The organism is Streptomyces panaciradicis, assembly GCF_023516615.1.
Classification (GTDB): Bacteria; Actinomycetota; Actinomycetes; order Streptomycetales; family Streptomycetaceae; genus Streptomyces; species Streptomyces panaciradicis.
Genome location: NZ_JAMGBF010000010.1, coordinates 115,367 through 136,645 on the forward strand (window position 1 = coordinate 115,367; position 21,279 = coordinate 136,645).

Annotated in this window: 16 protein-coding genes and 1 riboswitch; of the genes, 4 read left to right on the top strand and 12 right to left on the bottom strand. The window is 71.3% G+C overall.

The annotated features are described in order from the left end of the window. Positions 1-6 precede the first annotated feature (6 nt). The 5 genes from M8J74_RS04735 to M8J74_RS04755 form a co-directional block, all read right to left on the bottom strand. Positions 7-912 carry an ABC transporter permease gene (locus tag M8J74_RS04735; RefSeq protein ID WP_249835184.1) on the bottom strand — a complete coding sequence of 302 codons (906 nt, stop codon included), beginning with the start codon at positions 910-912 and terminating at the stop codon, positions 7-9. Continuing rightward, entirely contained in the window at positions 899-1,873 is a 975-nt protein-coding gene (locus M8J74_RS04740; RefSeq protein ID WP_249835185.1) for an ABC transporter ATP-binding protein, read from the bottom strand. Before M8J74_RS04740 ends, M8J74_RS04735 begins: the two co-directional genes overlap by 14 nt. Before the next feature lie 64 nt (positions 1,874-1,937). Beyond that, complete coding sequence (locus tag M8J74_RS04745; RefSeq protein ID WP_249835186.1) at positions 1,938-3,191, bottom strand: LolA family protein; 1,254 nt, start codon at positions 3,189-3,191, stop codon at positions 1,938-1,940. Positions 3,192-3,496: 305 nt separating this feature from the next. After that, positions 3,497-4,450, bottom strand: coding sequence for a CHRD domain-containing protein (locus M8J74_RS04750; RefSeq protein WP_249835187.1), 954 nt, complete (start codon positions 4,448-4,450; stop codon positions 3,497-3,499). A gap of 157 nt (positions 4,451-4,607) precedes the next feature. Beyond that, positions 4,608-5,618, bottom strand: a complete 1,011-nt coding sequence (locus M8J74_RS04755) for a polyprenyl synthetase family protein (RefSeq protein WP_058923856.1) — start codon at positions 5,616-5,618, stop codon at positions 4,608-4,610. Between the two features lie 836 nt (positions 5,619-6,454). Further along, positions 6,455-6,633, top strand: a riboswitch (cyclic di-AMP (ydaO/yuaA leader). Between the two features lie 5 nt (positions 6,634-6,638). On the opposite strand from M8J74_RS04755, the gene M8J74_RS04760 reads away from it, so the two are divergent. Next, on the top strand, positions 6,639-7,121 hold the full coding sequence (locus tag M8J74_RS04760) for a transglycosylase SLT domain-containing protein (protein ID WP_249835188.1): 483 nt from the start codon (positions 6,639-6,641) through the stop codon (positions 7,119-7,121). Here the strand turns inward: M8J74_RS04760 and M8J74_RS04765 are convergent. From M8J74_RS04765 to M8J74_RS04775, 3 genes are all read right to left on the bottom strand, one after another. After that, positions 7,118-7,945 carry an HAD family hydrolase gene (locus M8J74_RS04765; protein ID WP_249835189.1) on the bottom strand — a complete coding sequence of 276 codons (828 nt, stop codon included), beginning with the start codon at positions 7,943-7,945 and terminating at the stop codon, positions 7,118-7,120. The two genes, M8J74_RS04760 and M8J74_RS04765, sit on opposite strands and share 4 nt — an antisense overlap. Before the next feature lie 176 nt (positions 7,946-8,121). After that, positions 8,122-9,324 (bottom strand): FAD-dependent oxidoreductase, encoded by a 1,203-nt coding sequence (locus M8J74_RS04770; protein ID WP_249835190.1) that lies wholly within the window; start codon positions 9,322-9,324, stop codon positions 8,122-8,124. A gap of 66 nt (positions 9,325-9,390) precedes the next feature. Next, on the bottom strand, positions 9,391-10,638 hold the full coding sequence (locus M8J74_RS04775; RefSeq protein ID WP_249835191.1) for a carboxylate--amine ligase: 1,248 nt from the start codon (positions 10,636-10,638) through the stop codon (positions 9,391-9,393). Between the two features lie 239 nt (positions 10,639-10,877). Here M8J74_RS04775 and fahA point away from each other — a divergent pair, with 239 nt between their 5' ends. Both fahA and M8J74_RS04785 read left to right on the top strand, forming a co-directional pair. Beyond that, positions 10,878-12,098: a fumarylacetoacetase gene (fahA, locus tag M8J74_RS04780; RefSeq protein WP_249835192.1), complete on the top strand. Its 1,221-nt coding sequence runs from the start codon at positions 10,878-10,880 to the stop codon at positions 12,096-12,098. Positions 12,099-12,313: 215 nt separating this feature from the next. Further along, positions 12,314-13,255, top strand: coding sequence for a M56 family metallopeptidase (locus tag M8J74_RS04785; protein ID WP_249835193.1), 942 nt, complete (start codon positions 12,314-12,316; stop codon positions 13,253-13,255). A gap of 39 nt (positions 13,256-13,294) precedes the next feature. On the opposite strand, the gene recQ is transcribed toward M8J74_RS04785, so the two are convergent. After that, on the bottom strand, positions 13,295-15,295 hold the full coding sequence (gene recQ / locus M8J74_RS04790; RefSeq protein ID WP_249835194.1) for a DNA helicase RecQ: 2,001 nt from the start codon (positions 15,293-15,295) through the stop codon (positions 13,295-13,297). A 208-nt stretch (positions 15,296-15,503) separates the two neighbouring features. Between recQ and M8J74_RS04795 the strand changes: the two genes are divergently transcribed. Beyond that, positions 15,504-16,025, top strand: a complete 522-nt coding sequence (locus tag M8J74_RS04795) for a hypothetical protein (protein WP_249835195.1) — start codon at positions 15,504-15,506, stop codon at positions 16,023-16,025. A 66-nt stretch (positions 16,026-16,091) separates the two neighbouring features. Here M8J74_RS04795 and nuoN read toward each other — a convergent pair whose 3' ends face one another. From nuoN to nuoL, 3 genes are read right to left on the bottom strand one after another with little or no spacing between them, the layout of a single operon-like run. Further along, positions 16,092-17,750, bottom strand: a complete 1,659-nt coding sequence (gene nuoN / locus M8J74_RS04800) for an NADH-quinone oxidoreductase subunit NuoN (protein ID WP_249835196.1) — start codon at positions 17,748-17,750, stop codon at positions 16,092-16,094. Then, a complete protein-coding gene (locus M8J74_RS04805) occupies positions 17,747-19,321 on the bottom strand; it encodes an NADH-quinone oxidoreductase subunit M (RefSeq protein ID WP_249835197.1) in 1,575 nt (524 codons plus the stop codon). The genes nuoN and M8J74_RS04805 overlap by 4 nt, the downstream gene beginning before the upstream one ends. Positions 19,322-19,326: 5 nt before the next feature. Then, entirely contained in the window at positions 19,327-21,273 is a 1,947-nt protein-coding gene (gene nuoL / locus M8J74_RS04810) for an NADH-quinone oxidoreductase subunit L (RefSeq protein WP_249835198.1), read from the bottom strand. Positions 21,274-21,279: the final 6 nt, after the last annotated feature.

Sequence of the window (21,279 nt, forward strand, 5' to 3'; positions counted from 1 at the left end):
GGGCGGCTAGGCCGTGATGTCCTTCGCCGTGAACCGGGCCCAGGCCGCCGACCCGAACACGGCCGCGTACAGGGCCTGCAGGCCGAGGTTCTTCGTCAGGTCGTCCCAGTAGACCGGGTCGCGCATCAGGTCGGCGAAGGACAGCCAGTAGTGGGAGAAGAAGTACGGCTGGAGGGCGTGGAGCTGGGGGATCTGGTCGAGGATCTGGACGGTGATCAGCAGGCCCACGGTGGTCGCCATCGCCGCGATGCCGCTGTTCGTGAGCGTGGAGACGAACAGGCCCAGGGCCGCGACGCCCATGAGGGACGCGGCGACGACGAGGGCGATCAGCAGGGCCCGTCCCAGGCCGTCGGCGAAGCTGATCCGGGTGCCGGAGATCGTCGTCAGATCACCCAGCGGGAAGAGGATGGCGCCGACCGTCAGGGCCGAGACGGCGACCACGAGGGTGGCCACGAGGCAGAACACCATGACCGTCGCGTACTTGGTCAGCAGCAGCCGGGTGCGGCCGGCCGGGGCCACCAGGAGGTAGCGCAGGGTTCCGGCGTTCGCCTCGCCGGCGATGGCGTCGCCCGCGACCACGCCGATGGACATCGGCAGGAAGAACGGGAGCGTCGCGGCCAGCGCGGTGAACACCAGGAACAGGCCGTTGTTGGTGATCTGCGAGATGAAGGCCGGGCCGCCGCCCTCACCGGGGCCGGCCGAGGAGCCGTCACCGGTCTCGATCTTCACCGCGATGCCGACGAGGATCGGTACGGCCGCGAGGACGGCGAGCAGGGCGAGGGTGCGCCAGCGGCGGAAGGTGGTGAGCAGTTCGCTGCGCAGCAGCCCGAAGGTCCACAGCGGGCTCACCCCGCGGACCGCCTCGGCCCGCGGCACGGTCTCCTCCGGTGAGGCGGCTTCAGCCCGCGACATCGAACCCCTCCCCCGTCAGCGCCACGAACGCGTCCTCCAGGGAGGCCCGTTCGACTCCGAAGCCGCGGACGCGGACGCCCGCCTTCACCAACGCGGCGTTCACCTCGGCGAGGTCCATGTCCGGCGGCTCGGCCGTCACCCGGTCCTCGGCCGTGACGACGTCACCGGCCCCCTGCTCCTTCAGCACCCGCGCCGCCTCCCCGGTGTCCGGTGTGGTGACGACCAGCCGGCCGCGCGCGCCCGCCGCCAGGTCGGCCACCGCGCCCTGGGTGATCAGCCGGCCCCGCGCCATCACGGCCGCGTGGGTGCACACCTGCTCGATCTCGTCCAGCAAGTGGGAGGAGAGGAAGACGGTGGTGCCGTCCGACGCCAACTCCCGGATCAGGGAGCGGATTTCCCGCATTCCCTGGGGGTCGAGGCCGTTGGTGGGCTCGTCCAGGACGAGCAGTCTACGCGGTTGCAGCAGGGCCGCGGCGAGGCCCAGCCGCTGCTTCATGCCCAGCGAGTACGCCCTGGCCTTCTTGCCGGCCGCCGCCGTCAGCCCGACCCGGTCCAGTGCCGCCGCGACGCGGGTCCGCCGGGTGCGCGGGTCGGCGGTCGGGTCGGCGGCGTCGTAGCGCAGGAGGTTGTCGCGGCCGGAGAGGAAGCCGTACAGGGCGGGGCCCTCGATGAGCGCTCCGACCTGCGGGAGCACGGTGCGTGCGGCTCTGGGCATGGGGCGTCCGAGGACGCGTGCCGAGCCCGACGTCGGCTCGATCAGGCCCATCAGCATGCGGATGGTGGTGGTCTTGCCCGAGCCGTTCGGACCGAGGAAGCCGAAGACGCTGCCCGCCGGGACGGTCAGGTCGAGGCCGTCCACGGCGAGTTGTCCGCCGCGGTAGCGCTTGGTGAGCGCCTGGGTGGCGATGACGCTGTCACCCGGCGCGTCCCGCTTCGGCTCCGGGGCGGACGGTTCGTCCATCGGCTCCCTCGATTCGTGCTCGTGGACCGGCTCTTGTCGTGCCCGTGGACCGGTCTCTCCCCGATCAGCCCGCGTTCGCCGCCTTCACCAGCACGTCCTTGTCGACGGCGCCGACGTAGACCTTGCCGTCGTCGGTGATGAGGGCGTTGATCAGGCGCGTCTTGAAGACCGTGCCCGAGCCGAACTTGCCGGTGACCTTGTCGCCGAGCGAGTCGAGGAACCCGCCGAACTGGCCGCCGGCCTCGGAGCCGGACGGCACGCCCTTGCCACCGGTGTCGAAGGTGGCGATGGAGTCCCAGCCCTCGCCGATGACGTTCATCCCGCCGGGACCCTTGCCGAGGTCCTTGCCGAGGTCCTTGCCGGGCATGCCCTTGCCGAGGTCCTTGCCGGGCGCGCCGTGCCGGCCGTCGCCCTTCAGGGAGCCGTTCTCGTGGCCCTTGTCCTCGGTGACCTTCGCGCCCTTGGGCGTCTTGAAGTCGAAGGTCGAGGCGGCGGGCCGGGCGAAGCTGATCTGGGTGAAGCCGGCGTCGATCACGGCCGCGCCGCCGCTCGCCGGGGTCAGCGTGAACTTCAGCGGCAGACCGGTCTTCGCGTCGACGGCGACGGTGATCTGACCGACCGTCGAACCGGTGTCCTTGGGCTTGATGACCAGCCGGTACGCGTCCCGGCCCGCGACCTGCGCGGTGCCCTGGACGCTGACGGACGTGGTGCCGTCGACCGCCTTCAGGGCCTCCTTGGCCAGCTGGTCCGGGGTCGCGGGGGCCTGCTCCTGCTTCTTCCGCGCGTCGGCGCTGTCGTGCCCGGCCGAGTGGTAGACCGAGTTCGACCGGCTGTCGTAGCCCCAGACGTCCTTGCCGTTGTGGATGAGGCTGTATTCGGCCGCGTTCTCCAGCAGGGACAGCTTCTGCCGGTCCGGGCCGTCGGCCGCGACGCGCACGGTGTGCGTGCCGGTGGCCAGTTCGGTGAGCTTGGCGGAGGGGTCGGCGGACGAGCCGTCACCGGATCCGCGGGTCGCACCGGAGGTCAGGCTGGACTCCAGCCCGCCGAGGTCGGGCAGGCCGAGGTCGGTGCTGATCTTCACCGTGCCGGACATCTGCTGCACGTCCGACTTGGCGATCTTCTCGATGAGTTGCTGTGCGCTGATCTTCGGCAGGTTCGGGTCGCCCGAGTCGGCGAGCGCGGGGACGAGCCCGATGGTCGCCGCGGCCACCCCCACCACCGCGACCGGGACGACGTACCGAGCGGCCTTGCGCCGCCCGGCGCGCAGGTCGTCGGTCTCGCCGGCGCTCGTGCTGTCGTCGGATTCGTACGGTGCCATCTGTGCGCTACCTCCGTCGTCGGCGGCGGCTTCCAACTCCCGTGCATCCACCCCGTAGCCGCCATTCTCACCCGAATCGGTGAGGAGTGGTGTTTTCCGTGGTCTCCAGTTGACCAAATCGGCCAGGAGGAAGCGTCAGACCGCGGAGGCAACTGTGTGTACTCCTGGGGTATGACACGAGCGGGCGGCGCCTCCCCCGACCCGTAGGGGTCGTGGCGCGGGAGGCACCGCCCGGACCCGGCCGAGGCCGGCCCGCGGGTCAGCCCTGCGGGAACGCGCGGGTCAGCCCTGCGGAGCCCCTCGTGTCAGTCCTGCAGGAAGACGTAGTCCGCCCGGTAGGGCACGCCCACGACGCTGCCCGGCTCACAGGCACCGGTCGGGGCGACTCCGCCGACGGTGTTGAGCCGCAGGATCTCCGTGGTGCCGGCGAGCAGGCCGTGGTGCCTGCCGGACGAGGTGGCCCTCAGGTCGAGTTCGGGGATGTTGCCGTCCCCGTTCGGGGTCCTGGACAGCACGGCCCCGGTGACCGCGCTGCCGTCCGGCGCGACCCACTGCGGCGTACCGGAGCCGGGCGCCACGAAGGTGTGGTGGATGCCGCCTTCGAGCAGGGCGTCGACGTCGCGCTGGGCGTAGGCGTAGCCGCCGGCGTCGGTGGCCTTGCACTCGTAGATCTGCCGGCCTCTGACCACCGAGGCACGGAAGTTGTCGAGGGCGTCCCGGAAGTCGAAGGCGGCGACGGTGACTTTGTGGAGGCTGCCGCGGACGGCTCCCCCGGGGAACTCGGCGGTGTGCAGGTTGGCGTAGAACGACCCGGGGTCGTTCCGCAGCGCGTCGAGCAGCGCCGGGTCCTGGACCTCGACCGTGCCGGTGACGCTGTGCCGCCTGCTGTTCTTCAGCAGCCCGCTGAAGTCGATCCGCACGTCGCCGTTGGTGCCCTTGGCGCCCTGGTGGAGGTGGAGCCTGGTCGGCCTGCCGGTGCCGCGCCAGGTGACGGCGACGGACACCCGGTCGCCGTCGATCTTGATGAACTCGAGGGCGGCGCCGTCCTTGTCCCCCGCCGCCGGGCCGCCCGGCACGGGCACCTCGTTGGCGCCGCGCAGACTGGTGGCGAGGAGGGTCACCCCCGTACCGGCGCCCTCGTCGCCTCCGGCGGCGGAGGCGGGAGTCGCCGTGGCGGCGACGCCGCCGAGGGCGGCCACCGTGACAGCGGTCGTGATCAGGCTCTTGCAGCGCTTCGATAACGTCGCGTGAACGCCCATGATTCCGTTTTCTCCCCGCAGACCGGCCGGCACCGCCTGCGCCGGCCTTCTGCGTATGCGTACGGCGGGACCGGAGGCAGGGCTCAGCCCACCCATGTGACGTACGCCACATAGGCATGGTCCTGCCGGCGGGACCGCCAGAGGAAGGGGGGCGAAATCAGCCCGCCCGGTGGACGACGGCGTCGCACATCTCCATGAGCGCCACCTTGGCGTCGCACTCCTTCAGCGGAGCCAGCGCCGCCCGGGCGTCCTGCGCGTACCGCACGGTGTCCCGGCGCGCCTGCTCCAGCGCGGGGTGCGCCCGCAGCCCGGCCAGCGCCTCCGCGTGCCGCGCGTCGTCGCTCAGGTCGGAGTCCAGCAGCTCGCACAGCGCGACGTCCTCGGCCAGCCCGAGCCGCTGCGCCCGCTCCCGCAGCCGCAGCACGGGCAGCGTCGGGATGCCCTCCCGCAGGTCCGTGCCGGGGGTCTTGCCCGACTCGTGCGAGTCGGAGGCGATGTCCAGGACGTCGTCGGCGAGCTGGAAGGCGACGCCCAGCCGCTCTCCGTACTGGGTCAGCACGTCCACGACCGTCTCGTCGGCGCCCGACATCATCGCGCCGAACCGGCAGGACACGGCCACCAGCGACCCCGTCTTGCCGCTGAGCACGTCCAGGTAGTGCTCGACCGGGTCCCGGCCGTCCTGCGGCCCCGCCGTCTCCAGGATCTGCCCGGTGACCAGCCGCTCGAACGCCTCGGCCTGCACCCGTACGGCCTCCGGGCCGAGGTCGGCCAGGATGTGGGAGGCGCGCGCGAACAGGAAGTCGCCGGTCAGGACCGCCACCGAGTTGCCCCAGCGGGTGTTCGCGCTGTCGACCCCGCGGCGCACCGCGGCCTCGTCCATGACGTCGTCGTGGTACAGCGTCGCGAGGTGGGTCAGCTCCACCACCACGGCCGACGGCACCACACCGGGCGCGTACGGGTCGCCGAACTGGGCGGCGAGCATCACCAGCAGGGGGCGGAAGCGCTTTCCACCGGCGCGCACCAGGTGCTGGGCGGCCTCCGTGATGAAGGGGACCTCACTCTTGGTGGCTTCGAGCAGGCCCTCCTCGACGGCCACCAATCCGGCCTGGACATCGGCTTCCAGAGCCTGGTCCCGCACGCTCAGCCCGAACGGCCCGACGACGGTCACGAGGGGTCTCCTGTCTGCTGGTGTCTACTGGCTGGTTACGCGGTTTGTCGATAGGTCGCTGCCCTCACTCAAGTCAGCGTATCCGGTCGCCTTTCGATCACCCATGCCGCCCGCCCGTCCAGGAGGGGCGGTATGGGATCACGCCCGTAATGTTTGTGATCACCTGATAACAGCGTGTATTTAACGACTCGCTCCGACCACCGGACTCCTCCGTCCGCCGCACCCCGCCACCCGGTCCGTCCCGCCGACGGGAAGCCGCGTCGCACACCCCGCACAGGAGTCGGCTTCCCGCCCGGAAGCAGCCCACCCCTGGAGACGGCCACATCGCCCCCGCGCGCATGCGCACCCCGCCGGACGGCCCTCGCACCCGCGCCCCCGGAGCGCCCGACCGCCCCCCTCGCGTCCTCGAGCCCTCGAGCGCGACTGCCGCACCCGTGCGCGCTCCGGGTCACCGCCCCGAAGAGTCCTTTTCCTCCTCCAATGAGACGGTCTGGGGCGGCGGGCGACTGAGCGCGCTCGCATCGCACTTGAGGGAAGCGACCCCCACGAGCATTCGGTTGACTATGAGTTGGGGCCATTGCCCGATTTGGCATGCTTGTGAACGCCCGTGACTTGGCTCACGCGAGACCAAGATCTACATTCCGGGCGATTCCGGCCGATCCGCCTTTCCCGAAGCGCCAGTTGAGGCTTGGCGACCGCAAAGGATCAAGCACCCCAAACGCCCCACACCGAGGTCAAGCGGCCCGAGGTGTGACTCCGCCACTTGTTCCGGACATGTGCTCTCGCATACGTTCCCGCCTTGCCGGGCGGACGCCTAATCCTGCCGCCGCCCGTTCTCCACCCATCGACCAACTCACACGCACGGCAGGAGCGGGGGAACCAGGTAAGCCGCCGGAGGGGCGTCCCACGACGCCCCGGACCGGCTCGGGGTGAAGTCGTGTCGCCGTACGGCGGCACGGCCGGGCAGCTCCCGCCCGAACCCGACAGCTCACCTCGCAGGCGACGGAGAGGAAAACCGCCATGCCCGCAACCGCTCGCCACCGCCAGACCAAGCGCTCCCGCCTCGTCCGCAAGCTCGCCGTCGTCGGCACCGGCGCCGCCGTGCTCGCCCTCCCGGTCATCGGCGCGACCAGCGCCTCCGCGGCGACCGACAGCGTCGTCACCGCCTCCTCGCTCGGCTACAGCAACAACCTCGACGGCTGGATCCGGGCGTCCCTGCAGGTCATGGCCCAGCACGGCATCCCCGGCACGTACGACGGCATCTACCGCAACGTCATGCGCGAGTCCTCGGGCAACCCCTACGCCATCAACAACTGGGACTCCAACGCCCTGGCCGGCACCCCCTCCAAGGGCCTGCTGCAGGTGATCGACCCGACGTTCGCCGCCTACCACGTCGCGGGCACGGCGTACGACCCCTACGACCCGGTCGCCAACATCACCGCCGCCTGCAACTACGCCTACCAGCGCTACGGTTCCATCGACAACGTCTACGGCGCCTACTAGGCCGGCAGGTCACAGACCTCCGCGAACAACCGGTCGAGGACGACGGCGACGCCGTCGTCCTCGTTCGACAGGGTGATCTCGTCGGCCACCGCCTTGAGTTCGGGGTGGGCGTTGGCCATGGCGATGCCCCGGGCCGCCCAGTCGAACATCGGGATGTCGTTGGGCATGTCGCCGAAGGCGAGGGTCTGGGCCGGTCCCAGGCCGAGGTGTTCGGCGGCCAGCGCGAGACCCGTCGCCTTGGTGATGCCGCATGGCTGGAGTTCGACGGTTCCGGGTCCCGACATGGTGACGGTGGCCAGGGAACGGACCACCGAACGCGCCGTCGCCGCCAACTCGTCGTCCGACAGGTAGGGATGGCGCAGCAGCACCTTGCTGATCGGCTCGCACCACAGGTCGTCGCGCCGCCCGACGCGTACGGCGGGCAGGGTCGGGTGCGGCATCAGGTACCCGGGCTCGATGAGCGTGAGCCCGTCGACGCCGTCCTGGTCGACGGCCGCGTACACCTGCCCCACCTCGGCCTCGATCTTGCCGAGGGCCGTCTCGGCCAGTTCCCGGTCCAAGGTGACGGACCACAGCAGACGGTCCGCGCCGGCGTCGTACACCTGCGCGCCCTGCCCGCACACCGCGAGCCCCGTGCTGCCGAGGTCGTCCAGGAGCGGCCGCACTCTGGGGGCCGGGCGGCCGGTCACCACGAGGTGCCGGGCGCCGGACTCCGCCACGCGCGCGAGGGCGGCGAGGGACCGGTCGGACAACGTGTCGTCGCCTCGCAGGAGGGTGCCGTCCAGGTCGGTGGCGATGAGTGCATATGCGGTGGGTGCGGCCATGATCAGAGAATACGGACAGGACGCACCGCCGACTCATCGCGAACCGGACGACCGCCCCGTTCACCGGCGTCACCCGGTCAACTCCCGCACCCGTCCCGGTCCTTGATCACGAGCCGGGACCGTGCGCCGTGGGGCCCGGCGCTCGCCGGACCCCTGCGGCCCTGTCCGTCAGGGTCTCAACCGTGCGCCGCCGCGAGGTGCTCGGCGAGCCGCGGCGAGGCGAAGTCCGTGCCGCACACGAACCGCATCACCGGACCGTACGAGGCCGCCGCCGGCAGACCGGTGAAGTACAGGCCCGGCACCGAGGAGACGTATCCGGCGCCCAGCCGGGGCGCGCCGCGGCTGACGGCGAGACGGGTGCGCAGTTCGTGGCCGAGGAAGTCCATCGCCGCGATGTCCACCCGGTAGCCGGTCGCCGCGATGACGTGGTCGGCGGCCAGCCGGTCCGTCCTCCCGTCGAGGGTGCGGACCGTCAGCTCCGGGCTGCCGCCGTCGGCCTCCGTGCGTACGATCCGCTCGACCTCGCTGACCTGCACCTTGCCCTCGAAGCGGTCGCGCAGCCACCAGGCGCCGAGCGGACCGAGGACACGGCGGACCAGGTAGTGGCGGGTCTGGGCCGGCAGATGACGGAAGGGCTGCGGGTAGTAGCTGAACGCCCACAGCGACCAGGCCCGGCCGAAGGGCGACTCGGGACGCAGCCTGGGCTGCTTCCAGGGCGGCGCGCCGAAGTCGACCTTGCCGCGCCCGCGGGAGACCACCCGCACCCGCGCGCCCGCCTCGGCGGCGAGCACCGCCGTCTCCAGCGCGGACTGGCCGGCGCCGACCACGATCAGGTCCTTGCCGGAGTAGCGCGTGAGGTCGTGGTGCTGGGAGCTGTGGGAGACCGGGCCGGTGGGGGCGGGGCCGTCCGCGGCGGCCACGGCGAGTTCCGCGGGCAGGTGGGAGAGGCCGGACAGGCCGGTCGCCACGACGACCGCGCGGGCGGTGAACAACTCGCCCGAGTCCAGCTTCAGTTCGAAGCCGCCGGTGTCGCGCCGGTCGACCGAGACCACCCGCACCCGCTCCAGCCCGGGCACCAGCTTCTGCTGGAACCACTCGCCGTAGGCGATGAAGGTCTCGACGGGGATGATGTCCTCGTCGGTCACCAGCCGCCGGATGCCGGCGGCGTCGCAGTAGTCGGCCAGGGTGTGGCCCTGCTGCGGGGCGTGGAGGCTGGAGGCGGCCGGCGTCGACTTCAGGAGCATTCCGGCGGGCATGTGGTCGCGCCAGCTGACCATGGGCTCGCCGAACACGCGCACCGGGATGCCCCGGGCGCGCAGATGGGCGGCGGTCGACAGGCCGAAGGGCCCGGCGCCGATGACTGCAACCGGTTGAGTCACGAAGTCCCTCCCCAGGACGTTCACTTGCGTCACTTCGTGTCCGGTTCGGACAGCCGGCGTCGCTGGCTAGCTGTTCGAACGGGCGGTGCCGCCGCGGCGGTTGGTCCGCCACAGCTGATACAGGTGCTTCGCGCCCGGCCGCACGAAGCGCGCGAGCATCGTGAGGAACGGCAGCGGGTCGTCACCCGCGAGCCAGGCCAGCTCCGTCCCGCTGGCGCGCGCCGGTGCGTGCGGCGTCGTATAGCCGCTGCGGCGGTAGGCGAGCAGGGCGGGCAGGTCGATGTTCTCCACGATGTAGCGGTGGCCGGCCCGCTGTTCCCCTTCCGGAACGGGGCGCTCGGTCAGATCGAGGTGCATGGCGCGTACGACGTCCACGGCCGACTCGTTCTCGAACAGCCGGAACTGGGCGCCGATGCGGGGGTTGAAGTCGAGGAGCTTGTACTGTCCGTCGCGCCGGTCGAAGCGCAGGTCGAGGTCGATGATGCCGCTGAAGCCGATCTGCTTGATGAAACGCGCGGCAATGTCGGCGAGTTCGGGGTTGTCGACGACGTACGCGTTCGCCGTCATGCCCGCGTGCGGCGGCCAGGAGCGGACCTTCACGCCCGTGAACAGGGCGAGCGGTGTGGAGTTGCGGTCGAAGTAGGCGTGCACGATCCAGTCCTCGGCGTCCTCCCTGGGCAAATACTCCTGCAGGATCACGCCGGGGCGCTCGCCCCAGTCGCGGGCCAGCCTCAGCAGGCCCTCGCGGGTGGTGATCCGCGTGGTGCCGTTGACCGCCGGCTGGGTGCGCCTGAGGAACGCCTCGCGGTTCTTGGCCACCACCGGGAAGCGGGCCTTCTCGGCGAAGGCGACGATGTCGTCGTAGGACTGCGGGAACGCGGCCGCGGGGCTCGCGATGCCGTGCTCCACGCACAGTTCGTGCAGGCCCTGTTTGCTGGCGAGCCGGCGTGGCAGGGCCGGGTCCACGCGCGGGAAGAGGAAGCGGCCCGCGAGCATGTCCTGGTGTTCGGCGATCAGGACGGCAGCCTCCTCGTCGGTGGGGACGAGGACGGCGGGGCGGCCGATGCGGCGCCCGATCCGCAGCAGGCCCTCGACCAGGTGGCCGGGGTCCTCCGTGCCGGTGGTCGGCCAGACGAAGCACTTCTTCAGATAGCGGGACGAGGCAGCGGGGGTGTAGGGGTCCTCGGTGATCGCGTACATGGGCACGCCGAGGCGTCCCAGGCTGCGGATCGCGCCCACGCCGCCGTGGTGCAGCGGGTAGTCGCCGAACTTGACGATCAGGGCCGGCACGGCACGGTCGGCCTCGAAAGGCACACTGCTCGTGCTCCTGGCCACGGGTCCCCCCACGTGTCCCCCCTACGGACCGGACCCACCCCGTCCGTGTCCCCCAAAGGACGCTAAGCCGGAATTGGGGCCTCCGACAAGGCCAATTCGGACATTGCAAACTCTTTAGACACTGCCCAGGGCAGCGACTCGGCCGTAACGTGTGGCGGGGCCGCACGCCGGTGTGCGGTTCCTGGCTCGTGACACAGGTGAGAGTGAGGCAGCACCCCATGCCCCCCTTCGATGTCCCCGAGGGCGACCCCTTCGGCCCGCACAACCTGCCCTACGGCGTGTTCTCGCTCGCGGCCGCCGGCGAGCGGACCGTCGGCGTCCGGCTCGGCGACCATGTCCTGGACGCGGGCGCCGCGGCCCGGGCGCTCGGCTCGCCGTACGCGCCCCTGCTCGCGCAACCGACCCTGAACACGCTCCTGTCCGCCGGTCGCACCACCTGGTCGGACGTACGCCGTGCGCTGACGGCGTGGGTGACGGTGCACCGCGAGACGATCGCCGAGCACTTCCACCCGCTGTCGCAGGTGACGCTCCACCTGCCGTTCGAGGTCGCCGACTACGTCGACTTCTACTCCTCCGAGCACCACGCGCGGAACGTCGGCCAGATCTTCCGCCCGGACGCGGCGGACTCCCTGACACCGAACTGGAAGCACCTGCCGATCGGCTACCACGGACGGTCGGGGACCGTGGTCGTCTCGGGCACCGATGTCGTACGGCCCAACGGCCAGCGGAAGGCTCCGGGGGACGCGGAGCCGGTCTTCGGGCCGTCGGTCCGCCTCGACATCGAGGCGGAGGTGGGATTCGTGGTGGGCGTGCCCTCCGCCATGGGAACGTCCGTGGGACTCGCGGAGTTCCCCGAGCACGTCTTCGGACTGTGCCTGCTCAACGACTGGTCGGCGCGGGACATCCAGGCCTGGGAGTACGTCCCCCTCGGCCCCTTCCTCGGCAAGTCGTTCGCCACCTCGGTGTCGGCGTGGGTCACCCCCCTGGACGCCCTCGACCACGCGCGCGTGGCACCACCGGAGCGCACCCACGCCCTGCTTCCGTACCTCGACGACACCGCCTCCTCCGGCGCGGCGGTGGAGCCCGGCGGGTACGACCTGCGGATCTCGGTCGCCGTCAACGGTCACGTCGTCTCCGAGCCGCCCTTCTCCACCATGTACTGGACGGCCGCCCAGCAGCTCGCCCAGATGACGGTCAACGGCGCCTCGCTGCGCACCGGCGACCTGTACGGCTCGGGCACGGTGAGCGGTCCGGAGCCCGGGCAGCGCGGCTCCCTGCTGGAGCTGACCTGGAACGGGCGGGACCCGCTGGAACTTCCGGAGGGCAAGCGGACGTTCCTGGAGGACGGGGACGTGGTGACCCTGACGGCGTGGGCGCCGGGCCCGGGCGGGGTCCGGGTGGGCCTCGGCGAGGTCACGGGGCGGATCGTCGCGGGGTGAACGGAAGTTGGGGCCGGGAGCCGGCCGGCGGTCCCGTGCCGGGTGACCGGGGACTCACGTGACGTAGTGGGTCTTCCGCGTCTCCTGACGTGCGCCCCCTTCGCCGTCATACTGGCGGCGGACGACTCGTGCGCGGGGCCCGCCGGACGGCGGGCCCCGCGCCGGCCGCCCCGCCCTCGCCCCTTTCCTCCCGAACAGGAACCGGAGCCCGCGGCATGACCTACTGCCTGCTCCTGCTGACCGTCGTCGCCCTGACGGCCGCCGTGCCGGTACCGCGCGCCCTGGTACGGGCGGCCTGGCCCGAGCGGGAGCCCGTCGTCGCCCTGTGGGTGTGGCAGTGCCTGGTCGCCACGGTCCTGCTGTGCTGCCTGACGGCGCTGACGCTGGGCGCGGCCGCCGTGTTCGGCACGGTGCGCGCCCAGCTCTTCGCGCCCGCGCCACCGGCGGTGACCGCGGCGTACGACCTGTCCGCCGCGCCCTTCTGGGCCGCCGCCCTCACCCTGCTGCTGGCCTGCGGGGCCGCCTGGAGCACCGCGATGCTCACCCGCGAGTTCGTCGAGGCGCGGCGGCGCCGCGGGGTGACCCGGGCGCACCTGCGCGAGCGGGCGCCGGAGCTGCCCGCCGGGCTGGAGGCGGTGGCGCGCGGTCCGCTGCTGGTGCTGGAGGACGAGTATCCGGACGCCTGGTGGATGCCGGGCCACCCGGCGCAGCTGGTCGTCACGACGGGCGCCCTGCACCGGCTCACCGACCACCAGCTGGACGCCGTGCTGACGCACGAGCAGGACCACGCGCGGGCCCACCACGACTGGCTGCTGCATCTGTCGACGGCCCTGGCCACGGGCTTTCCCCGGGTGCCGTTGTTCGCCCACTTCTGCGACCAGACGCACCGGCTGGTGGAGCTGGCCGCCGACGACACGGCGTCCCGGCGGTGCGGGCACCTGACGACCGCGCTGGCGCTGATCGAGCTGAACCAGCACCGGGGCGTGCTGTCCTGCTCCTCCAGCCACCGTCTGCTCGGCGAGCGCGTGGACCGGCTGCTGCAGCCGCCGCGCAGGCTGGGCCGCCGGCACCGGGCGCTCACGGCGACCGTCGCCGCGCTGGTGCCGCTGCTGCCGCTGCTGATCGTCTTCGGCCCCGGGCTGACGGCGCTGGCCTGACCCGCGGCGCCCCCGTCCGCCCCAGCGCCCTGGCCGCCTCTACATCCAGTCGTCCGGCTCCGGCTCCTCCTCCATCTCGGGCCAGTGGTCCTCGGTGCTCGGACCGGTGTCCGCCGCGGGCGTCCCGCCGGGTGTCTCTCCGGGCGTCCCGCCCAGCGCGGCCAGCACCGCCAGCACCCCCTCGCCGTACGTCACCAGCTTCTTCTCGCCGACGCCGCTGACGCCGCCGAGCTGCTGCACGGAGGTCGGCCAGGCCGTGGCGATCTCCCGGAGCGTGGCGTCGTGGAAGATGACGTAGGCCGGGACGCCCTGCTCCCTGGCCTGTTCGGCCCGCCAGGCGCGCAGCGCCTCGAAGGCCGGCTGGAGCGCCTCGGGCAGCTCGGCCGCGGCGGCCTTGGCCTTGGAGCCCTTGGCGGAGGACGCCGACCGCGAGGTCACCGGCTTCTTCGGCTCCTTGCGCAGCGGCACCTCCCGCTCGCGCCGCAGCACCGAGCCGCTCGCCTCGGTGAGCACCAGCGTGCCGTAGTCGCCCTCGACCGCGAGCAGCCCCTGAGCGAGCAACTGCCGCACCACACCGCGCCATTCGCCCTCGGTGAGGTCCTCGCCGATGCCGAACACGGAGAGCTGGTCGTGGTCGAACTGGATGACCTTGGCCGTGCGCCTGCCCAGCAGGATGTCGACGATCTGCACGGCGCCGAACTTCTGTCCCCGTTCCCGCTGCAGCCGCACCACCGTGGACAGCACCTTCTGCGCGGCGACCGTGCCGTCCCAGGTCTCGGGCGGGGTGAGGCAGGTGTCGCAGTTGCCGCAGTCCGCCGCGTCCGGGTCCTGCCCGAAGTAGGCGAGGAGCTGGCCGCGCCGGCACCGGGCGCTCTCGCACAGCGCCAGCATCGCGTCCAGGTGGGCGGCGGCCCGGCGGCGGAACGCCTCGTCGCCCTCCGAGGACTGGATCATCTTGCGCTGCTGTATGACGTCGTTGAGGCCGTAGGCCATCCAGGCCGTGGAGGGCAGGCCGTCGCGCCCGGCGCGGCCCGTCTCCTGGTAGTAGCCCTCGACCGACTTGGGCAGGTCGAGGTGGGCGACGAAGCGGACGTCCGGCTTGTCGATGCCCATGCCGAAGGCGATGGTCGCCACCACGACCAGGCCCTCCTCGCGCAGGAACCGGGACTGGTGCGCCGCGCGGGTGCCCGCGTCCAGACCCGCGTGGTAGGGCACCGCCTCGATGCCGTTGCGGGTCAGGAACTCCGCCGTCGCCTCCACCGACTTGCGGGAGAGGCAGTACACGATGCCCGCGTCCCCCGCGTGCTCCTCGCGCAGGAACGCCAGCAGCTGCTTCTTCGGGTCCGCCTTCGGCACGATCCGGTACTGGATGTTGGGCCGGTCGAAGCTCGCCACGAAGTGCCGGGCGGCCGGCATGTGCAGCCGCTGGGTGAGCTCCTCGTGGGTGGCGCGGGTGGCCGTCGCCGTGAGCGCGACGCGCGGCACGACCGGCCAGCGCTCGCCGAGCAGGGAAAGGGCGAGGTAGTCGGGGCGGAAGTCGTGGCCCCACTGGGAGACGCAGTGGGCCTCGTCGATCGCGAAGAGGGCGATCTTGCCGCGGGAGAGGAGGTCCAGGGTGGTCTCCAGCCGCAGCCGCTCCGGGGCGAGGTAGAGCAGGTCCAGCTCGCCGGCCAGGAACTCGGCCTCGACCACCCGCCGCTCGTCGAAGTCCTGCGTGGAGTTCATGAACCCGGCGCGCACACCGAGCGCCCGCAGCGCGTCCACCTGGTCCTGCATCAGCGCGATGAGCGGGGAGACCACGATTCCCGTGCCGGGTCTGACCAGGGACGGGATCTGGTAGCACAGCGACTTTCCGCCGCCGGTCGGCATGAGGACCACGGCGTCGCCGCCCGCCACCACGTGCTCGATGACCGCTTCCTGCTCGCCGCGGAAGCTGTCGTACCCGAAGACGCGGTGGAGCGTGGCGAGTGCCTCGCTGTCGCCGTGTGCCACAGGCGTGTGTGCCTCGGTCGTCACAACCGTCCCGCCGATCCCGTGCATCGCTCGTCCCCCGTGTGTCGTCCCTCGACCACTGCCTCCACGATAGGGGTCCGGACTGACAGCCACGGAGTTGTCCACAGGCTGCTCCGGTCGGGTTCCGCCGTCAGTCCGATGGCTCTCGTCCCGTGGCGTGCTCCCAGGGACGCGCACATGCTGCTCGCACGGGACGGGGATGGCCCGCCCGTCTGCGATCGCAAGGAGCACCGCGATGGCCCCTCGGCTCCTCAAGTCCGCCGTCACCGTGGCGACGGCCGCCGCCCTCTCGCTCTCCGCCGTGCCCGCCCGGGCCGACACCGACGCCTCCGTGTGGACCGATCTCGTCGCCACGTACGACGCGACGGCCCGGTACGCCTACGAGGGCCTCGCCAAGGACGGTGGCTTCGTGCCCCTCGGCGGGTGTTATGCCACCGCGACGGGAGGCGTGGGCTACCACTACGTCAACAAGGCGAACGTCGGCTCACTCGATCCGGCGAGGCCGGCGGCGCTGGTGTACGCGGACGAGGCCGACGACGGCCTCATGGACACGGACGGGCCCGCCGGCCGCCGCACGCTGGTCGCGGTGGAGTGGATCGTCAAGGACAAGGGACAGGCGGCGCCGACGCTGTTCGGCCAGACCTTCGGCACCAACCCGCGCTCCCAGCAGTTCACACTCCGCGCATGGCTGTACCGGCCCAACGGCGACGGGCTCTTCGCGTCGTACAACCCCGACGTCACCTGCCCGGCCCACTGATCCTGCACGCGCGAGGGCCCCGGCCCCCACGAGGGGAACCGGGGCCCGACGCGCACGCGTCCCGGGTCAGCGCACGAAGACGCTCGCCTGGCTCGCCAGGTCCAGGAAGTACTGCGGTGCCACACCGAGGACCAGCGTGACCACCACACCGAGCCCGATCGCGGTCATCGTCAGCGGGGACGGCACGGCGACCGTCGGGCCCTCCGGCCTGGGCTCGCTGAAGAACATCAGCACGATCACGCGGATGTAGAAGAAGGCCGCGATGGCGGACGAGATCACACCGATCACGACCAGCGGGGCCGCCCCGCCCTCCGCCGCCGCCTTGAACACGGCGAACTTCCCGGCGAAGCCGGAGGTCAGCGGGATACCGGCGAAGGCCAGCAGGAACACCGCGAACACGGCCGCCACCAGCGGCGAACGCCGGCCGAGCCCCGCCCACTTGGACAGGTGTGTCGCCTCGCCGCCCGCGTCGCGCACCAGCGTGACCACGGCGAAGGCACCGATCGTCACGAAGGAGTACGCGGCCAGGTAGAAGAGGACGGACGAGACGCCGTCCTTCGAGGTCGCGATGACACCGGCGAGGATGAATCCGGCGTGCGCGATCGACGAGTACGCCAGCAGCCGCTTGATGTCCGTCTGGGTGATCGCGACGATCGCGCCGCCCAGCATGGTGACGATCGCGACGGCCCACATCACCGGCCGCCAGTCCCAGCGCATGCCCGGCAGGACGACGTACAGCAGGCGCAGCAGCGCACCGAACGCCGCCACCTTCGTCGCCGCCGCCATGAACCCGGTCACCGGGGTCGGCGCGCCCTGGTAGACGTCCGGCGTCCACATGTGGAACGGCACGGCGCCGACCTTGAACAGCAGCCCCATGAGGATCATCGCGCCGCCGATCAGCAGCAGCGCGTCGTTGCCCATGGTGCCCGCGAGCGCCGGGTCGACGTTGGTGACCGTGCCGTCGACGACCTGCGCGATGCGCGCGTACGACACCGAGCCCGCGTAGCCGTACAGCATGGCGATGCCGAACAGGGTGAACGCGGAGGCGAACGCGCCGAGCAGGAAGTACTTGACCGCGGCCTCCTGCGACATGAGCCGCTTGCGGCGGGCCAGGGCGCACATCAGGTAGAGCGGGAGGGAGAAGACCTCCAGGGCCACGAACAGGGTCAGCAGGTCGTTGGCCGAGGGGAAGACCAGCATTCCGGCGATCGCGAAGAGCAGCAGCGGGAACACCTCGGTGGTGGTGAACCCGGCCTTCACGGCCGCCTTCTCGCTGTCGCTGCCCGGCACGGACGCGGCCTGCGCGGCGAAGGAGTCGACCCGGTTGCCGTGCGCCTCCGGGTCCAGGCGCCGCTCGGCGAAGGTGAACAGGCCGACCAGTCCGGCCAGCAGGATCGTGCCCTGCAGGAACAGGGCCGGCCCGTCGACCGCGATCGCGCCCATCGCCGCGATGTGCGCCTTGGTGGTGCCGTATCCGTCCGAGGCGAGCGCGACGACCGCCGCGAAGGCGGCGACGAGCGCGACGAGGGACACGAACACCTGCGCGTAGTAACGGGACTTGCGCGGGACGAACGCCTCGACCAGCACCCCGACGATCGCCGCGCCGACGACGATCAGGGTGGGCGACAGCTGCGCGTACTCGATCTTCGGCGCGTTGATCTTCGAAATCGGGTCGGCTGCGGTCGCCGCCGTTGTCCACAGGCTGTGGACGGCTGCTGCGCTCACTTGGCCACCGCCTCCACCTCAGGCTTGGGGTCCGTCTTGTGTACGTCGGACAGGGTCGACTTCACGGCCGGGTTGACGATGTCCGTCACCGGCTTGGGGTAGACGCCCAGGAAGATCAGCAGAACGATCAGCGGGGCCACCACGAGGAGCTCGCGCACCCTGAGGTCGGGCATCGCGGAGACCTCCGGCTTCACCGGGCCCGTCATCGTCCGCTGGTAGAGGACGAGGGCGTACAGCGCGGCGAGCACGATGCCGAAGGTGCCGATGATGCCGATCGCCGGGTAGCGCGTGAACGTGCCGACCAGGACCAGGAACTCGCTCACGAACGGCGCCAGCCCCGGCAGGGACAGCGTGGCCAGCGTGCCGATCAGGAACGTGCCGGCGAGCACCGGCGCGACCTTCTGCACGCCGCCGTAGTCGGCGATGAGCCGCGAGCCGCGCCGCGAGATGAGGAAGCCGGCCAGCAGCATCCACGCGGCCGTGGAGATGCCGTGGTTGACCATGTAGAGCGTCGCGCCGGACTGGCCCTGGCTGGTCATCGCGAAGATGCCCATGATGATGAAGCCGAAGTGCGAGATCGACGCGTACGCCACCAGGCGCTTGATGTCCCGCTGGCCGACCGCGAGCAGCGCGCCGTAGACGATGCTGACGAGCGCCAGGACGAGGATCACGGGCGTCGCCCACTTGCTGGCCTCCGGGAACAGCTGGAGGCAGAAGCGGAGCATCGCGAAGGTGCCCACCTTGTCGACGACCGCCGTGATGAGGACGGCGACCGGGGCGGTGGACTCCTGCATGGCGTTGGGCAGCCAGGTGTGCAGCGGCCACAGCGGCGCCTTCACCGCGAAGGCGAAGAAGAAGCCGAGGAACAGCCAGCGCTCGGTGCTCGTCGCCATGTGCAGCGAGCCGTTGGCGCGGGCCTGGGCGATCTCCTGGAGGCTGAAGTTCCCCGCGACCACGTACAGGCCGATCACCGCGGCCAGCATGATCAGTCCGCCGACCAGGTTGTAGAGGAGGAACTTCACGGCCGCGTACGACCGTTGCGTGGACGCCGCCTCCTCGCCGTGCTCGTGGGCACGGTCCCCGAAGCCGCCGATGAGGAAGTACATCGGGATGAGCATGGCTTCGAAGAAGATGTAGAAGAGGAAGACGTCGGTGGCCTCGAAGGAGATGATCACCATCGCCTCGACGGCCAGGATCAGGGCGAAGAAGCCCTGCGTCGGCCGCCAGCGGCGGCTTCCGGTCTCCAGCGGGTCGGCGTCGTGCCAGCCCGCGAGGACGATGAACGGGATCAGCAGGGCGGTCAGCGCGATCAGCGCCACCGCGATGCCGTCCACGCCCAGTTCGTAGCGGACTCCGAAGTCCGCGATCCAGGCGTGGGACTCGGTCAGTTGGTAGCGGCCGCCGTTCGGGTCGAAGCGGACCAGGACGGTGATCGCGAGGGCGAGCGTGGCCAGCGAGACGAGCAGTGCCAGCCACTTCGCGGCGGTGCGCTGCGCGGCCGGCACGGCCGCCGTGGCGACCGCCCCGATCGCGGGGAGCACCGCCGTCGCTGTCAGCAGAGGAAAGGACATCGGTATCAGACCGCCCTCATCAGCAGGGTCGCGGCGACGAGGACCGCCGCACCGCCGAACATCGAGACCGCGTAGGAGCGCGCGAAGCCGTTCTGCAGCTTGCGCATCCGTCCGGACAGGCCCCCGACCGAGGCGGCCGTGCCGTTGACGACACCGTCGACCAGGGTGTGGTCGACGTACACCAGGGAGCGCGTGAGGTGTTCGCCGCCGCGGACCAGGACGACGTGGTTGAAGTCGTCCTGCAGCAGGTCGCGCCGGGCGGCCCGGGTGAGCAGCGAACCGCGCGGGGCGACGGACGGCACCGGGCGGCGGCCGTACATGGCGTACGCGATGCCGACGCCGATGACCAGGCAGACCATCGTCGCGCCGGTGACGGTCGCCGCGCTGAGCGGGGAGTCGCCCTCGCTGTGCCCGGTGACCGGCTCCAGCCAGTGCAGGAAGCGGTCGCCGAGGTTGAAGAAGAAACCGGCGAAGACCGAACCGAAAGCCAGCACGATCATGGGGATCGTCATGACCTTCGGGGACTCGTGCGGGTGCGGTTCCGCGTGCTCGCCCTGGTGCTCGGCGGCGGGCTCCGCGCTCGGCGCCTCCGGCGAGCGGGTCGGCTGGTTCTTCCAGCGCTCCTCGCCGAAGAACGTCATCAGCATCACGCGGGTCATGTAAAACGCCGTGATGGCCGCGCCCACCAGGGCGCACGCGCCGAGGATCCAGCCCTCGGTGCCGCCCTTGGCGAAGGCCGCCTCGATGATCTTGTCCTTGGAGAAGAAGCCGGACAGGCCGGGGAAGCCGATGATCGCGAGGTAGCCGAGGCCGAAGGTGATGAAGGTGACCGGCATGTACTTCCTGAGGCCGCCGTACTTGCGCATGTCGACCTCGTCGTTCATGCCGTGCATGACCGAGCCGGCGCCGAGGAAGAGCCCGGCCTTGAAGAAGCCGTGCGTCACCAGGTGCATGATCGCGAAGACGTAGCCGATGGGGCCGAGACCGGCGGCGAGGACCATGTAGCCGATCTGCGACATGGTCGAGCCGGCCAGCGCCTTCTTGATGTCGTCCTTGGCGCAACCGACGATCGCACCGAACAGCAGCGTGACCGCGCCGACCACGGTGACCACGAGCTGTGCGTCGGGCGCCGCGTTGAAGATCGCTCCGGAGCGGACGATCAGGTAGACGCCCGCGGTCACCATCGTCGCGGCGTGGATGAGGGCCGAGACCGGGGTCGGGCCCTCCATCGCGTCCCCGAGCCAGGACTGCAGCGGCACCTGGGCGGACTTGCCGCAGGCGGCGAGCAGGAGCATCAGGGCGATGGCGGTGAGCTTGCCCTCGGAGGCGTCGGTCGCGTGGCCGAGGACCGGGCCGAAGGCGAAGGTCCCGAACGTCGCGAACATCAGCATGATCGCGATGGACAGGCCCATGTCGCCGACGCGGTTGACCAGGAAGGCCTTCTTCGCCGCCGTCGCCGCGCTGGGCTTGTGCTGCCAGAAGCCGATCAGCAGGTAGGACGCCAGACCGACGCCCTCCCAGCCGACGTACAGCAGCAGGTAGTTGTCGGCGAGGACCAGCAGCAGCATCGCCGCGAGGAACAGGTTCAGGTAGCCGAAGAAGCGGCGGCGGCGCTCGTCGTGCTCCATGTACCCGACCGAGTACAGGTGGATCAGCGAGCCGACGCCGGTGATCAGCAGGACGAACGTCATCGACAGCTGGTCCAGGCGGAAGGTGACGTCCGCCTGGAAGCTCTCGACCGGGATCCACGTCCACAGGTGCTGGATCAGCGTGCGGTGTTCGGCGTTCTTGCCGAGCAGGTCGGCGAAGAGGATCACACCGAACACGAAGGAGGCCGTCGACATCAGGGTGCCGATCCAGTGGCCGACGGCATCGAGCCGCCGGCCGCCGCACAGCAGTACGGCCGCTCCGAGCAGTGGCGCCGCCACCAGCAGCGCAATCAGGTTCTCCACGATTCT

What these genes read in the sequence shown, in the direction of transcription:
- M8J74_RS04735 (WP_249835184.1), bottom strand. Translation starts at nt 912, where the DNA reads ATGTCGCGGGCTGAAGCCGCCTCACCGGAGGAGACCGTGCCGCGGGCC.
- M8J74_RS04740 (WP_249835185.1), bottom strand. Translation starts at nt 1,873, where the DNA reads ATGGACGAACCGTCCGCCCCGGAGCCGAAGCGGGACGCGCCGGGTGAC.
- M8J74_RS04745 (WP_249835186.1), bottom strand. Translation starts at nt 3,191, where the DNA reads ATGGCACCGTACGAATCCGACGACAGCACGAGCGCCGGCGAGACCGAC.
- M8J74_RS04750 (WP_249835187.1), bottom strand. Translation starts at nt 4,450, where the DNA reads ATGGGCGTTCACGCGACGTTATCGAAGCGCTGCAAGAGCCTGATCACG.
- M8J74_RS04760 (WP_249835188.1), top strand. Translation starts at nt 6,639, where the DNA reads ATGCCCGCAACCGCTCGCCACCGCCAGACCAAGCGCTCCCGCCTCGTC.
- M8J74_RS04765 (WP_249835189.1), bottom strand. Translation starts at nt 7,945, where the DNA reads ATGGCCGCACCCACCGCATATGCACTCATCGCCACCGACCTGGACGGC.
- fahA (WP_249835192.1), top strand. Translation starts at nt 10,878, where the DNA reads ATGCCCCCCTTCGATGTCCCCGAGGGCGACCCCTTCGGCCCGCACAAC.
- M8J74_RS04785 (WP_249835193.1), top strand. Translation starts at nt 12,314, where the DNA reads ATGACCTACTGCCTGCTCCTGCTGACCGTCGTCGCCCTGACGGCCGCC.
- recQ (WP_249835194.1), bottom strand. Translation starts at nt 15,295, where the DNA reads ATGCACGGGATCGGCGGGACGGTTGTGACGACCGAGGCACACACGCCT.
- M8J74_RS04795 (WP_249835195.1), top strand. Translation starts at nt 15,504, where the DNA reads ATGGCCCCTCGGCTCCTCAAGTCCGCCGTCACCGTGGCGACGGCCGCC.
- M8J74_RS04805 (WP_249835197.1), bottom strand. Translation starts at nt 19,321, where the DNA reads ATGTCCTTTCCTCTGCTGACAGCGACGGCGGTGCTCCCCGCGATCGGG.